Origin of the sequence: Oceanobacter sp. 4_MG-2023, from assembly GCF_030689165.1 — a bacterium.
In the GTDB taxonomy this organism is placed as follows: domain Bacteria; phylum Pseudomonadota; class Gammaproteobacteria; order Pseudomonadales; family Oceanobacteraceae; genus Oceanobacter.
Window position 1 is genome coordinate 74,823 of record NZ_JAUYVV010000004.1, and the last position, 12,555, is coordinate 87,377.

Below are 12,555 nucleotides of genomic sequence, written 5' to 3' on the forward strand. Positions count from 1 at the left end.
CCAACAGGAAGCCGCTACAGTGCATACCTTGCAATTCAAAATTCTCGACCCGCGCCTCGGCGATACCATTCCACTGCCAGAATACGCCACCAGCGGATCAGCAGGGCTGGACTTACGCGCCTGCATCGAAACCGACAGCCTGGTTATCGAACCCGGCCAGACCGTACTGATTCCCACCGGAATGGCGATTTATATCGATGATCCCGGTCTCGCTGCCGTGCTGCTGCCGCGCTCAGGCCTGGGCCACAAACATGGCATCGTACTGGGCAATCTGGTCGGTCTGATTGACTCCGATTACCAGGGCCCGCTCATGGTATCCTGCTGGAATCGTGGCACCGAACCGTTCACGCTGAATGTCGGCGAACGTCTGGCACAGCTGGTGCTGGTCCCCGTGGTACAAGCCCGGCTCCAGCAAGTAGAAGACTTTACGGCAACAGAACGCGGCAGCGGTGGTTTTGGCCACTCTGGCCGCCACTGAGCCATCCATAGCGAGCGCCAATCGGGTCAGGCTATACTGCCCGATTGCCAATAACCTGAACCATACTCATACTGCAGGGCCGATTGAGTGATCGGCCTTGCCCTGCACCCGATGGAGCCCCACCATGCCGCTGAACCGCGATGACGCTATCCAAACCGTCAACGTTCTGAGTCAGGCCCTGCCCTACCTGCAACGCTTTGTAGGCAAAACCATTGTCGTCAAATACGGCGGCAATGCCATGATCGACGAACATCTGAAAAACAGCTTTGCCCGCGATATGGTGATGCTGAAACTGGTTGGCATCAACCCGGTTGTGGTGCACGGCGGCGGGCCACAAATTGGCGAGTTGCTGACCAAACTCAATATCGAAAGCCACTTTGTTAACGGCATGCGCGTGACCACCAGCGAAACCATGGACGTGGTCGAAATGGTACTGGGTGGCCTGGTCAACAAAGACATCGTCAACCTGATCAACCAGAACGGTGGTGATGCCATTGGCCTGACCGGTAAGGATGGCCAGCTGCTGCACGCTCGCAAGCTGCATGTGACCCGGGCTTCTCCGGATCTGGAAAAACCGGAAATCATCGACATCGGCCACGTTGGTGAAGTCGCCAGTATCAACACCAAGGTGTTGGACATGCTCAATGACAGTGATTTTATTCCGGTTATTGCACCGATTGGTGTCGACTCAGAAGGTCGCTCCTACAACATCAACGCCGATTTGGTTGCCGGTAAGGTCGCGGAAGTACTCAAGGCCGAAAAACTGATTCTATTAACCAATATCGCCGGTTTGATGGACAAGCAGAACAATATCCTTACCGGTCTGACTACCCGGCAAGTCGACGACCTGATTGCTGACGGTACCATCTACGGTGGCATGTTACCCAAGATCCAATGTGCGCTGGATGCCGTCCATGCTGGCGTCACCAGCGCCCATATTATTGATGGACGCGTGGCACACTCGACCCTGCTGGAACTGTTCACCGATGAAGGTGTGGGCACTCTGATTACCAACCGCAAAGGCTGACAGGAGGATTCATGGCACAGGCGGAAAACAAGCTATCCCGCAAGGACCAGATACTTCAGGCTCTGGTGCATATGCTGGAAACCCAGCCTGGGGCCAGAATCACCACCGCCAATCTGGCAAAAGAGGTGGGCGTCTCGGAAGCGGCGCTGTATCGCCACTTCCCCAGCAAGGCAAAGATGTTTGAAGGGCTGATTATTTTTATAGAAGAAACAATTTTCAGCCGTATCAACCTGATCCTGCAAGACATCGACACCGCTGAAGCGCGCTGCCAGCACACCCTGATGCTGTTGCTGACATTTGCTGAACGCAACCCCGGCATGTGCCGCTTGTTGTCTGGTGATGCCCTGGCGGGAGAAACCGAACGCCTGCGTCAGCGTATCCAGCAGTTTTTTGAACGGCTGGATACCCAGTTCCGACAAATCATCCGGGAAGCCGAATTGCGTGAAGACAAGCTGCCACAGCACACGGCCAGTGCGCTGGCCAACTTGTTGACGGCTGTGGTCGAAGGCAAGATCCGTCAGTTTGTACGGACGGAATTTGCCCTGAAACCCACCGCCTATTGGGATGAACAGTGGCCGCTGTTACAAAGCCAGTTATTGCGGGCAAAGCACATTCCGACCTACTGAATAAACGGCAACGGCATAGACGGAATAAACGGACGGAAGACTCAACAGCAGGGACGCCAAGCCAGCTGGCCTAGCGGCTGACGGGAGGAGTGGCCTTGATAAAACGATCAACCCGGTCAAAATCCACCTCGTCGTACAAAGTACCTGGCGGATAAACCTGCAGAATGCGTATGCGCTCATACTGCTCCGCATAATCCCGGGTAATACGCCCTAACTCAGCACGACGATCCCGGATATCCCGTTGGCTGTCGGCAATCACATCAGCGATCTCGTCCACTTCGTCCTGAATATCCTCAGGGACCGGATCACCCTTACTGGTAAAGCGCTCGGCCTGCTGCTGTGCCACTTGCAGCTTTTCTTCCAACGCTTGCTGGCGACGTTCCTGCAAGGTGATATAGGTCGCGACTTCTTCTGACTTGCGCAGCCTGGCCCGTTCAACATCCGATGGCTGCTCGTACAACCGCAGCAGATTGATATCCGCTTCTTTTTGCTGGGCAATTTGCTCTTGTCGTTGCAGCTCAGCCGCTTCTCTGGCGCGCCGGATAACCAGCTCTTCTTCTGTTGGTGCCGGAGCAACCACTTCCAGCACCATACCGTTACTGCCCAGCACCTCATAGCCCTGGCCCACCAGCTCAGCCGGTATTCGGTCCCGCAGCACCGTCTGACCATCGACCTTGAAACGATACAACTTGGCGGCAACAACTTCCGATGCCAGCAAAGAACCCAATAGCGCAACCAGCAAGCGACTACGAGCAAGCCATTGTTTACCGTTCAAGTATCCCAGCATCAGCACACCCCGTATTGCGCCCGATACGCTTCGATAGCAGACGCGTGGTTTTTCAGATCATCCTGGGTCGCCACATAGTCCAGCACCTGATTCAGGGTCACGATACTGGCCACCTTGATATCGAAGTCCCGTTCTACTTCCTGGATCGCAGACAACTCACCCTGGCCTTTCTCCTGGCGATCCAGCGCAATCAGGGCCGCTGCCGCCGTTGCACCCTCAGTACCAGCGATCAGGGTCATGACTTCCCGAATAGCCGTTCCAGCAGTAATCACATCGTCGACAATGACCACACGGCCCGCCAAAGGCGCACCCACCAGATTACCGCCTTCACCATGGGCCTTGGCTTCCTTGCGATTAAACACATAAGGCACGTCTTTCTGGTAGTCATTGGCCAGAGCCACGGTCATGGCTGCCGCCAGAGGAATACCTTTGTACGCCGGGCCAAACACCACATCGTACTGCAAACCAGCATCTTCCAGTGCGGCAGCGTAAAAACGCCCCAGGCGAGCAAGGGCCAAACCGCTGTTAAACAACCCGGCATTAAAGAAATAAGGGCTGATTCGACCCGACTTTAGCGTAAACTCACCAAACTTCAGGACACCCTGCTGAATAGCGAATTCGATAAATTCTTGTTGATAGGCTTTCATATCGCATCCTGAAAAGGGAACTAATATAAATGGAACGAATAATGCAATGGCAGGAACTGGTCGACAGTCAATAGGAAAGCAAGTGCAGGTCAGAGCGCTACCGACCTAATGCACCGCCTCACCGGACACCAGACAAGTACAACAAGTGAGACAACTCACAACCAAATATTGCCTCAGTTTACCCGCACTTAGATTGATGGGTTATGATACACGCTTCACTAGTTGGGAACCACGTATGCGAGTTATCACTTTACAGGTAGACGGGCTGCAACAGGCAGTAGATAAGGGCCTGTATGCATGGCTGAGCATGGCCGACGCCGATGTCGTCGCCATCCAGAATCTGCGCGCAAAAGAATATCAGCTTTCTGACGATGTCGTTTACCCGCGAGATTTTAACGCCTACTTTTTTGATGCAGAGGCGGATGACTATTCAGGTGTTGCCATTCTCACCAAAGAGGTTCCCAAGGCCATCATGACCGGCCTGGCGTTCCCTCAGTGCGATATGCAAGGCCGCTATATCCAGGCCGACTTCCCGCACGTCAGTGTTGGCTCCATCCTGTTTCCATCCGTTGATGTCTTTAACAACCTCGACGACAAGCTGGCCTTCCAGAAATCGTTTCTGGAGCATTTGCAAAAAAATCGCCGCAAGCGTCGCGAGTTTATTATTTGCGGCAATTTTGAAGCCGCTCATAAAACCGTCGACCTGGCCGATTGGCAATCCAACCAGAACAAGCCCGGATTCCTGCCGGAAGAACGCGCCTGGTTTGACCAGATCTTTGGCCCGGTCGGTTACGTTGACGCCTTCCGCGAAGCCAATTTTGGCGAAAACCAGTTCACCTGGTGGCCAGATGCCGAATGCGCCCGTCGCAACCAGAATGGCTGGCGCAAGGACTACCAGATTTGCAGTCCCGGTGTGCGCCAATACGTTGTCGATGCCAAAATCGAAAACAGCCTGCAATTTGGTGATCACGCCGCGGTGATGATCGAGTACGAATTCGACGACGAATAATCGCCCTGGCAGCAGCGCAACAAACGCCAGGCACAAAAAAGCCCGCGACCGTGCGCGGGCTTTTTTGTGTTTTCAGAGTCATCATCTGAATAAAACCATTCGGGCGATATCCTCTGTGGATATATCGCCCAGGCAAGATCAGCCGTTCAATGCTGCAATCTGCAGATCAGACAGCTCATTAATGCCTTTCTCTGCCAGCGCCAGCATGGCGTTCAGCTCATCACGGGTGAAGGTATTACCTTCGGCAGTTCCCTGCACTTCCACAAAGCCGCCATTCGACGTCATGATTACGTTCATGTCGGTTTCAGCGGCGGAGTCTTCTGGGTAATCCAGATCCAGCACCGGCTCGCCCTTATAAACCCCCACAGAAACCGCCGCGATCATGTGCTTCAGAGGCTCTCCCTTGAGTTTGCCCTTTTGCTTCAACCAGTTGATGGCATCCACCATGGCAACACACGCGCCGGTGATCGACGCCGTACGAGTGCCGCCGTCGGCCTGTATCACATCACAATCGATGGCGATGGTATTTTCACCCAAGGCCTTCATATCCACAGCAGCACGCAGGCTGCGGCCAATCAGGCGAGAGATTTCTACCGTACGGCCCTGCTGCTTGCCCTTGGCGGCTTCACGTATCATGCGCGAACCGGTTGAACGCGGCAGCATACCGTACTCCGCCGTCACCCAACCCTGGCCCTTGCCACGCAAAAACGGCGGCACATTGGTTTCCACACTGGCGGTACAAATCACTTTTGTATCACCGCATTCAACCAGCACAGAACCTTCCGCGTGTTTGGTGTAATGGCGAGTAATACGAACTTCGCGGAGTTGATCAGGAGCACGACCACTGGGTCTCATACAATTTCCTCTTCTGTGCTTAAAATATCTTGATGGGGCGGCATTATAACGACATGGCAGGGGTATCTGGCCACCACCGCTCTACCGGTTACTCACTTACGGAGCAATTCCATGGTTTACAGTATGACAGCCTTTGCCTGCCAACAGGCTGACACTCCCGCTGGGCAGATTGTCTGGGAAATTCGATCCGTCAACCACCGCTACCTGGAACCACAGTTACGCCTGCCCGACAACTTTCGTGAACTGGAACCAGCACTGCGTGAACGGTTAAAGAAACAGCTGGGTCGCGGCAAAGTCGAGTGCCAGCTACGACTACAACCAAATCAGCAACAAAGCGCACTGAATATTAACGAACGGCTGTTAGAAAACCTCAGCCGCACTCTCGACACCATCGCCACCAAGATCCCCGATGCCGCTCCTGCCAACCTGCTCGATATCCTGCAGTGGCCCGGCCTTATGAAGACCCCCCCGGTCGATACCCAGGCAATACAGCAGATCACCCTGCAAGCCTTTGACGACTGCCTGACCAACCTCAGCCACAGCCGCGCCCAGGAAGGCCTCAGCCTGGCATCACTGATTCAGCAGCGACTTATTGCCATGGATACACTGGTCGCGACCGTAGAAGCCCACCTGCCCGAAGCCCTCACCAGCCACCACCAACAACTGCAACAACGTCTGGCCGATATGCTGGGGGCACGCAGAGGCAGCGCCAATCCGGAACGCCTGGAGCAAGAAATGGTGATACTGGCGCAAAAGGCCGACGTTACCGAAGAACTCGACCGACTGCGCACCCACATTCAGGAAACCCAAAATATCCTGCAACGCACAGAGCCTGTTGGCCGCCGTCTTGATTTTATGATGCAAGAGCTGAATCGCGAGGCTAACACCCTGTCTTCCAAATCCCTGACCAGCACCACAACACAAGCGGCCATTGAGATGAAAGTACTGATAGAACAGATGCGCGAGCAGGTCCAGAATATTGAATAGCTTCTTGGGTAGAAAGTTACCTGTCCAAGAATGTCTAAGTCTAAAAGCCCTGTATTACCTTGTGAAGAGCATTGAAAATACAGGGCTTTTTAATTTTTTCCGTCCAAATCAGTTTGCAGATGTCCGGAATCAGTTGACCACTACATACGCAACTGATTGCATATGCAATCGCGAAGTAAGGCGACGGCCTTTTCTTCATTGGCACCGGTAAGATCCAGCGTCACATCACATTCCGCCTGTAAGCTGTTCAGCACTCCATCTCTAAATTCGGGGTTCAGGGTTTCGATATCTTCTGCCGTGGCTCCACGTTGTTGTAGTCTTTCCTGCCGCTGTTGCTCGTCAAGGGTTAACAAAATACTCAAATGGGGCCGTCGGGTCTGACATAGCACGGCGGACAGATTTAGCGTGACGTTCCGTTGATAAGCATAAGCAAGGGTCGATGCTCGGTAGCGATCCATCAGTACACTCTCCCCCTTCTCAACCAGTTGATACGCTTTTTCACCTTCCGCCTGCACGGTTGCAGCGTAGAACAAGGCCTTTGCGGTTTCACTGTTGCCTAGTCCATTAATGATCTCTGCTCTAATGGGCTGAATGTCTCTGCCGGGTGTGGTCATTAGCAGGTATCCATGCTGCTGGGCATAGCGCTGGGCTAGCGTGCTTTTACCTACACCATCAAGCCCTTCAAGTACGATAAATAATGACATTGTTGGTTTCCACTATGAGTTAAACTTCAAACTGGTTCATTACCTGTGCTAGCACCTCCATCTGAAGGTAATCGCTATAGCTAAAACTATTACTGGCGATGACATGAGGAATAGCATGATCTTCAGACTCTATCAGTCCGAATTTTTCCCGTTGTTTATCCAGTGGAGTTCCGCGCAATATCATCAAAGGCCAGGCACGTATAACGGGTACCTGCTGATTCCAGCACCAGGTTAACGACTGACGAAAGCTCGCTAGTGTTTGCTTTGGCAGACCGTAGATCAGAGATACTTCAAATGGAATATTTCGGGCTTTTAACTTCGTAATCACCTGCTCAGCCATACCCAGATTATTTGGCCGACCAATTGCGTTTCCTTCCTCTGCAATAGCTGTTTGCAGCCCAAATTCGAGCACTACATTTAGCCCTTCCAGCACATCGATAAATTCGTCTTTAATCAATTCAAAACGACATTGCAGGGTAATTTGTGCGGTTAGACCAACTTCTTTAAAAAGGGTTAGAAGGTCGACAGAACGTTTTGTATCTAGGTGAAAAATCGGATCAAGAATAGATATTCTCTCAACTCCAGTTTGCGCGAACAATCTGGCTTCTTTGCTGATACGTTCGTAATTGAGTGCCTGCTCTACCAGCTTGAAACGATCGCTGGATTCTCTGTGTTGGCAAAAAGCACAGCGGAAAGGGCAACCACGCATGGTTTCCCAACGGATGGACTTTCCAATTTCCATGACACCGCTAAGCCAGGGGGATGACAGTTGCTTCAGCTCTGTTTCTGCCTTCTGCCCAAGATCAGTTTCACCAGCAAAGTGAATGCCCAGACCTTGTAGGTTCTCCCCCCTCGCCAAAGCCACCATTGCTTGCTCACCATAGCCGCGCACAAAAATATTGGCATATGGATATAAGACTTCTAATAGTCCAACGTCAGCATAGGATATTTGTGGACCACCCAAAACAACCGGTACAGCTGTTGAGTTATGAATGACCTCTGTTAGTTGTTGAGTTACAGGCTCGTTCCAGATATAGGCACCTATACCAATCAAGCAGCTTATACCTTGTACTTCCAAGCAGTTAATGGCCGCAAGTACCATGGACTCCAGTTGTGTGTAATTAAAGTCGGTGGCATTAACGGCATCTTCGATCAGAGTATAGTGAATTCCTGCATTTTTTAATGATGCCAGTATTGAAGCGGCACCGAGATTTGAGCGTCCATCCTGAGGACGCTCCCAATCGACAGATATAAATACGATATGCTTGTTCATATGCCGCCTCAAAAACTGCCTGATTTAGTCAGATGCCATCCGTGCTGGTGTGGGCATTCATAGACATAGAGCCTCTGCCCTTTTTCGTGCCAGAGACATTCAGCACGTTTTTTTGCCCCTTCATAAGTAGCATAGAGTTGCTTGGGTTTTCCGTCGCTACTAGTGCAGTAATTGCATGTTTCGCTGGGGGTATGACGCTCCTCGGGGCAGAGATGCCAATGGGTACAACGATCGCACAGATAAGGAACCATGGCATTTTGATAGGTCTGAAGAGCATATTGTGCAGCTATCACTGCTTCTTCTTGAGTAAGATAACTGACTAATGGATTACCTGTGCGTTTGCTGAGGCATTGAGTTTGGGTGAACATGTTGAAAGCTCCGTTATGGGTTAACGAACCTATCGTTAGCTAGTGCATTGCACTAGCAATACACTGAACCAGATTTTCATAAAAAATTTTCCAAGAGTTTTGAAAACCGTTGGCGCTCCTTATTTTGCTTACGAATCAGATCGACAAATGGCTTGACCATTACCTGATTTTCAATCTTGTTGGCCAGATAGCAGGCTTTGTCTATATCTCCAGACACATACGCGGCAAGCACTGAATCCAATGGGTCCAGTACAGATGCTTGTGCAAAGAGTGCGTTAAGGAGATTGGTATGTTTCCCAAATACTATCTGAGGCAAAATTTCGAAGGGGTTGGGAAGCTTGACGGAATATAGGTCTGTTTCATTTTCGAGGCAGGCGACTAATTCCTGCGCTGCGGCTGAAGTTAGAGCAATCCCGCATACGTTGGAACGTTCCAATAGAATGCTGCGGATAGTGGTGGCGGCTTCGTTTCTGGTTTTTCTGTCTTCGAAGATTTTTTTGACGTGTTTGGGGTCATGGAATATAGAACTTAGTAACAGTGCGTTAAACAGTACGACTTCCTGACCATCGACCAAGTAGACTATCTTTCGTTGAACGCGATGCTTTTCAATAACTTTCAAAAGATGGTTGCGCCGGAATGAATTAGCCTTGTCCTTTAGGACGGTACTTTCTTCCGCCGAATCAATACCAAAAAGGTCACGAATTGTCTCTGGAATACTTTTCATTGAATGCTCCTGACCGATTACTGACAGCCACTTATCAGGATTTTTTCGATATTGAAATAACCATACATATCACTTGTATCTTCCTCCAATTGATATTGGCTGATCTTATTGGCAATGATATACCAATCGGATTCAGAGCATATTGATTCCTCACAATAACGAGAATTATTGTAACCACAAGGGACGAGCCTATTGGATGAATATTCTACAAATGCCTGAACCATACCTCGACAGTAACCAGCTAGAAGTGTATCCGATGGCGACATAATAAACTCCGAGATAAATCGTTGATCTTTCTGGTTTTCATACAGTGTTGCCAGTTGCTTGCAACCTTCGATTAAATTATCCCTATCATTACTTTCCATTGCAATAGTGATATTAGCTATCAGCAATAATGAAAATATAATTTTATTCATTTCCAAAACCTTTCCATATTAACTATTCTTCACATTCACTTCAGAATCATTTATTGAATCTTTTTCAGAATTCAAATAATTTTTATTACTGAAACCAGCGTCATACTTATTGTCAGATTCATCATGATCATTTCTTGGTATCCATTTTTGAATATTTACATTCACAAGGATACTTCTAATAAACATGGGAATTATTATAAGAGCAAGAAGCATTATACTTACAGTCGTTGTATTTAAATAGGGAGGCATAGAAGGATGACTTGAAGATTTCCAATCCAGAAGAGAATCAGATATTTCAATAAACCCTAACAAAACAACACCATAAAATGGTGTCATTCCTATCCAAACAAGATCTTCATAAAAAGACAAAAACCAATTAATCCCAAGTTTGATCCCTGACTTTATATTTTTATAAACAATCAACAAGCATAAAAAAATCAAAATCAACTCTGTTTTTGATAATTCTAATAGTGATGCCCGATTGTTAAATACGAGCGACACCGTAAGCATTACGACCACCACTGCAATTAACGCATAAGCCAACCTTCTAACTTGTTTGAAATGTAAAAAAAATATTAATAACGTAATTATAAAAATCAAAGATATTAATTTGTTCATTTTGTAAACACATCCACTTTATTCGGTTGAGAGTTGTTGTCAGGGTTATCCTATCTGTGGACAAATGGCATCGCTGATGTTCATGGCTGCTGCCTGGTTGTATTCTCCGCTGTAGAATGCTTTGAAGGCTTCGTCTAACAAGCGCTTGACTGTATCGGCGTGCAAGTCTGTGGCGATTTCACCTTCGGCCATTTCTTGATCGAGTGTGTAACCCCGGTGCGCTTCGTATTCATCTTTTTCTTTGCCAATCAGCTCATTAAGCTGCTGACTGGAGCCAAGATCGAGGTTGGCCTGTTGCAGGTCATTTTTAAGCTGGGCAATTTCATTTTGCAGCTTGTGAAGCTGTTCACTGGGGTCTGCGAGCGGAATAAAAGGGCCAGGTTTAAACCGGGTGCCCGATTTTCCAAAAGATTGATGAAACCAGATGGCCAATTTACGAGCGACAACCAAGCCACTAATGGCTTCTTTATGCTGGGTTTTGAATTGGTGCGTGGCTTTATTGCCTTCTATGCGCAGCGTATGGAAGAGCTCTCGTACGACAGGCTCTAACTTCAATTCCCGGTTTATTTTATAGAGCAGATCAGCTTGGGTCGTTTGTTCGTCGAACGGCACTCCCGCCAGTGCTGCCATGTGCTGAGCCAAGGCTTCTCCCAACTGACGCAGTTTTATCAACGTTGTGTTTGGATCGCTGGCAAAAGCGCGCTCTGCTGACAGGGCTAGCTCGACCAATAGTGCATCGTGCTCGGCGAGAAAGCCAAAGTTACTGGTGTGATCAGCCGACGTCATAAACTCAAAACTCCCTGTCTTTTCTCAGTGTGTGCTGCCAGGCACTCGCTGCAATAATTCATTCACTTGGCAATCCAATAATTCGCAAAGCTTATCGAACGCCTCTAAGTCCACCTGCGTTGATGTCTGGAATCATTGAACCAATATAACATTCAATGACTTGCTTGATCAGAAATGTGAGCTGGCCATCTTTGCCATTGATTGGCTGGCCCGATTGACGTGCCTGGCCAAAGGCTTCGATATCAATTTCAAATATGTTGTCGGCCATGATGTGTCACTGCCTGTTTTGGACAGTTGAAGAAATGACGATTCCAAATGGTTCCGAGTACCAAACAAGACATCAAACAGGGCACCAACAGGTGGTTTCTGGTTCGACATACGAGAAGACGAACAACGGCGTCGAATCAGCGTCAACGCCTTCTGCACCTACAAGCAGACGCCGACGCTGAAAAAATTCTGCTACAGTGGCCACCACGGCCGACGGCCGCATCATCATAATTTTCAGAATCACAACCAGTCAGAGAGAACACCACCATGGCCCTGATCACTGCCACCGTGCCGGTAACCGCCTTTCAGCAAAACTGCACCATTCTGATGTGTGAAGCCACGCATCAGGCGGCCATTGTTGATCCTGGTGGCGATATTGATCGCATCGTCGCCAAACTCGACGCCATGGGTGCCAAGCCGGAAAAAATCTTGCTGACGCATGCTCACCTCGATCATGTCGGTGGCACGGCCGAGCTGGCCAAACGTTACCAGTTACCGATCGAAGGGCCGCACAAGGGGGATAATTTCTGGATTCAGGCGCTGTCACAGCAGGCTCAGATGTTTGGTCTGCCGGATGTTGAGATGTTTACTCCAGATCGCTGGCTCAGTGACGGTGATCAGGTCACGGTTGGGGATGTCACGCTGGAGGTGATTCATACGCCGGGCCATACGCCGGGCCATGTGGTATTTGTGCAGCCAGAGCAGCAGCTGGCGTTGGTCGGGGATGTGCTGTTTAACGGTTCGATTGGACGTACCGACTTTCCACAGGGAAACCACGCCGATCTGATCCATTCTATTCGCGACAAGTTGTTCCCATTGGGGGATGAGATTGAATTTGTCCCAGGTCATGGCCCACGTTCAACCTTTGGTCATGAGCGCAAGAGCAATCCTTTTGTGGCTGACCAACGCGGGTAGCTCTGCCTCATGCGTTTATTGGGGCCAATGTGGTTATTTGAGCCAATTGCTTTATGCAGGCCAACCAC

Annotated in this window: 18 protein-coding genes; 6 read left to right on the plus strand and 12 right to left on the minus strand. The window is 49.8% G+C overall.

Translation table 11 applies throughout. The annotated features are described in order from the left end of the window. Positions 1-19 precede the first annotated feature (19 nt). From dut to slmA, 3 genes are all read left to right on the plus strand, one after another. On the plus strand, positions 20-478 hold the full coding sequence (dut, locus tag Q8W24_RS04910) for a dUTP diphosphatase (protein ID WP_305414391.1): 459 nt from the start codon (positions 20-22) through the stop codon (positions 476-478). A gap of 124 nt (positions 479-602) precedes the next feature. Then, entirely contained in the window at positions 603-1,505 is a 903-nt protein-coding gene (argB, locus tag Q8W24_RS04915; RefSeq protein WP_303432749.1) for an acetylglutamate kinase, read from the plus strand. 11 nt (positions 1,506-1,516) lie between these two features. Beyond that, the gene (slmA, locus tag Q8W24_RS04920) at positions 1,517-2,131 is read left to right on the plus strand and encodes a nucleoid occlusion factor SlmA (RefSeq protein WP_303432748.1); all 615 of its coding nucleotides are present in this window, start codon (positions 1,517-1,519) and stop codon (positions 2,129-2,131) included. A gap of 70 nt (positions 2,132-2,201) precedes the next feature. Here slmA and Q8W24_RS04925 read toward each other — a convergent pair whose 3' ends face one another. Continuing rightward, complete coding sequence (locus Q8W24_RS04925; protein ID WP_303432747.1) at positions 2,202-2,918, minus strand: hypothetical protein; 717 nt, start codon at positions 2,916-2,918, stop codon at positions 2,202-2,204. Further along, positions 2,918-3,565, minus strand: coding sequence for an orotate phosphoribosyltransferase (gene pyrE / locus Q8W24_RS04930; protein WP_303432746.1), 648 nt, complete (start codon positions 3,563-3,565; stop codon positions 2,918-2,920). The genes Q8W24_RS04925 and pyrE overlap by 1 nt, the downstream gene beginning before the upstream one ends. 235 nt (positions 3,566-3,800) lie before the next feature. On the opposite strand from pyrE, the gene Q8W24_RS04935 reads away from it, so the two are divergent. Next, entirely contained in the window at positions 3,801-4,574 is a 774-nt protein-coding gene (locus tag Q8W24_RS04935; protein WP_303432745.1) for an exodeoxyribonuclease III, read from the plus strand. 138 nt (positions 4,575-4,712) lie between these two features. Here Q8W24_RS04935 and rph read toward each other — a convergent pair whose 3' ends face one another. After that, a complete protein-coding gene (rph, locus tag Q8W24_RS04940) occupies positions 4,713-5,429 on the minus strand; it encodes a ribonuclease PH (RefSeq protein WP_303432744.1) in 717 nt (238 codons plus the stop codon). Between the two features lie 111 nt (positions 5,430-5,540). Here rph and Q8W24_RS04945 point away from each other — a divergent pair, with 111 nt between their 5' ends. Beyond that, positions 5,541-6,416 (plus strand): YicC/YloC family endoribonuclease, encoded by an 876-nt coding sequence (locus Q8W24_RS04945; protein WP_305474591.1) that lies wholly within the window; start codon positions 5,541-5,543, stop codon positions 6,414-6,416. A gap of 140 nt (positions 6,417-6,556) precedes the next feature. Here the strand turns inward: Q8W24_RS04945 and Q8W24_RS04950 are convergent, their stop codons facing one another. The 9 genes from Q8W24_RS04950 to Q8W24_RS04985 form a co-directional block, all read right to left on the minus strand. Continuing rightward, positions 6,557-7,120 (minus strand): AAA family ATPase, encoded by a 564-nt coding sequence (locus Q8W24_RS04950; RefSeq protein ID WP_305414393.1) that lies wholly within the window; start codon positions 7,118-7,120, stop codon positions 6,557-6,559. 19 nt (positions 7,121-7,139) lie between these two features. After that, positions 7,140-8,393 (minus strand): radical SAM protein, encoded by a 1,254-nt coding sequence (locus Q8W24_RS04955; protein ID WP_305414394.1) that lies wholly within the window; start codon positions 8,391-8,393, stop codon positions 7,140-7,142. 8 nt (positions 8,394-8,401) lie between these two features. Further along, positions 8,402-8,761, minus strand: a complete 360-nt coding sequence (locus tag Q8W24_RS04960) for a hypothetical protein (protein WP_305414395.1) — start codon at positions 8,759-8,761, stop codon at positions 8,402-8,404. A gap of 76 nt (positions 8,762-8,837) precedes the next feature. After that, positions 8,838-9,485 carry a hypothetical protein gene (locus tag Q8W24_RS04965; RefSeq protein ID WP_305414396.1) on the minus strand — a complete coding sequence of 216 codons (648 nt, stop codon included), beginning with the start codon at positions 9,483-9,485 and terminating at the stop codon, positions 8,838-8,840. Between the two features lie 17 nt (positions 9,486-9,502). Further along, on the minus strand, positions 9,503-9,901 hold the full coding sequence (locus tag Q8W24_RS04970) for a hypothetical protein (protein ID WP_305414397.1): 399 nt from the start codon (positions 9,899-9,901) through the stop codon (positions 9,503-9,505). An 18-nt stretch (positions 9,902-9,919) separates the two neighbouring features. Beyond that, positions 9,920-10,519: a hypothetical protein gene (locus Q8W24_RS04975; protein WP_305414398.1), complete on the minus strand. Its 600-nt coding sequence runs from the start codon at positions 10,517-10,519 to the stop codon at positions 9,920-9,922. Between the two features lie 45 nt (positions 10,520-10,564). Next, the gene (locus Q8W24_RS04980) at positions 10,565-11,248 is read right to left on the minus strand and encodes a DUF4145 domain-containing protein (protein WP_305474592.1); all 684 of its coding nucleotides are present in this window, start codon (positions 11,246-11,248) and stop codon (positions 10,565-10,567) included. Between the two features lie 81 nt (positions 11,249-11,329). Continuing rightward, positions 11,330-11,419 carry a helix-turn-helix domain-containing protein gene (locus Q8W24_RS16885; RefSeq protein WP_370693302.1) on the minus strand — a complete coding sequence of 30 codons (90 nt, stop codon included), beginning with the start codon at positions 11,417-11,419 and terminating at the stop codon, positions 11,330-11,332. Continuing rightward, the gene (locus tag Q8W24_RS04985) at positions 11,397-11,573 is read right to left on the minus strand and encodes a hypothetical protein (RefSeq protein WP_305414400.1); all 177 of its coding nucleotides are present in this window, start codon (positions 11,571-11,573) and stop codon (positions 11,397-11,399) included. Before Q8W24_RS04985 ends, Q8W24_RS16885 begins: the two co-directional genes overlap by 23 nt. 266 nt (positions 11,574-11,839) lie before the next feature. Here Q8W24_RS04985 and Q8W24_RS04990 point away from each other — a divergent pair, with 266 nt between their 5' ends. Next, entirely contained in the window at positions 11,840-12,487 is a 648-nt protein-coding gene (locus Q8W24_RS04990) for an MBL fold metallo-hydrolase (RefSeq protein WP_370693303.1), read from the plus strand. Positions 12,488-12,555 lie beyond the last annotated feature (68 nt).

What these genes read in the sequence shown, in the direction of transcription:
- argB (WP_303432749.1), top strand. Translation starts at nt 603, where the DNA reads ATGCCGCTGAACCGCGATGACGCTATCCAAACCGTCAACGTTCTGAGT.
- slmA (WP_303432748.1), top strand. Translation starts at nt 1,517, where the DNA reads ATGGCACAGGCGGAAAACAAGCTATCCCGCAAGGACCAGATACTTCAG.
- Q8W24_RS04925 (WP_303432747.1), bottom strand. Translation starts at nt 2,918, where the DNA reads ATGCTGGGATACTTGAACGGTAAACAATGGCTTGCTCGTAGTCGCTTG.
- pyrE (WP_303432746.1), bottom strand. Translation starts at nt 3,565, where the DNA reads ATGAAAGCCTATCAACAAGAATTTATCGAATTCGCTATTCAGCAGGGT.
- Q8W24_RS04935 (WP_303432745.1), top strand. Translation starts at nt 3,801, where the DNA reads ATGCGAGTTATCACTTTACAGGTAGACGGGCTGCAACAGGCAGTAGAT.
- rph (WP_303432744.1), bottom strand. Translation starts at nt 5,429, where the DNA reads ATGAGACCCAGTGGTCGTGCTCCTGATCAACTCCGCGAAGTTCGTATT.
- Q8W24_RS04945 (WP_305474591.1), top strand. Translation starts at nt 5,541, where the DNA reads ATGGTTTACAGTATGACAGCCTTTGCCTGCCAACAGGCTGACACTCCC.
- Q8W24_RS04950 (WP_305414393.1), bottom strand. Translation starts at nt 7,120, where the DNA reads ATGTCATTATTTATCGTACTTGAAGGGCTTGATGGTGTAGGTAAAAGC.
- Q8W24_RS04955 (WP_305414394.1), bottom strand. Translation starts at nt 8,393, where the DNA reads ATGAACAAGCATATCGTATTTATATCTGTCGATTGGGAGCGTCCTCAG.
- Q8W24_RS04960 (WP_305414395.1), bottom strand. Translation starts at nt 8,761, where the DNA reads ATGTTCACCCAAACTCAATGCCTCAGCAAACGCACAGGTAATCCATTA.
- Q8W24_RS04965 (WP_305414396.1), bottom strand. Translation starts at nt 9,485, where the DNA reads ATGAAAAGTATTCCAGAGACAATTCGTGACCTTTTTGGTATTGATTCG.
- Q8W24_RS04970 (WP_305414397.1), bottom strand. Translation starts at nt 9,901, where the DNA reads ATGAATAAAATTATATTTTCATTATTGCTGATAGCTAATATCACTATT.
- Q8W24_RS04975 (WP_305414398.1), bottom strand. Translation starts at nt 10,519, where the DNA reads ATGAACAAATTAATATCTTTGATTTTTATAATTACGTTATTAATATTT.
- Q8W24_RS04985 (WP_305414400.1), bottom strand. Translation starts at nt 11,573, where the DNA reads ATGGCCGACAACATATTTGAAATTGATATCGAAGCCTTTGGCCAGGCA.
- Q8W24_RS04990 (WP_370693303.1), top strand. Translation starts at nt 11,840, where the DNA reads ATGGCCCTGATCACTGCCACCGTGCCGGTAACCGCCTTTCAGCAAAAC.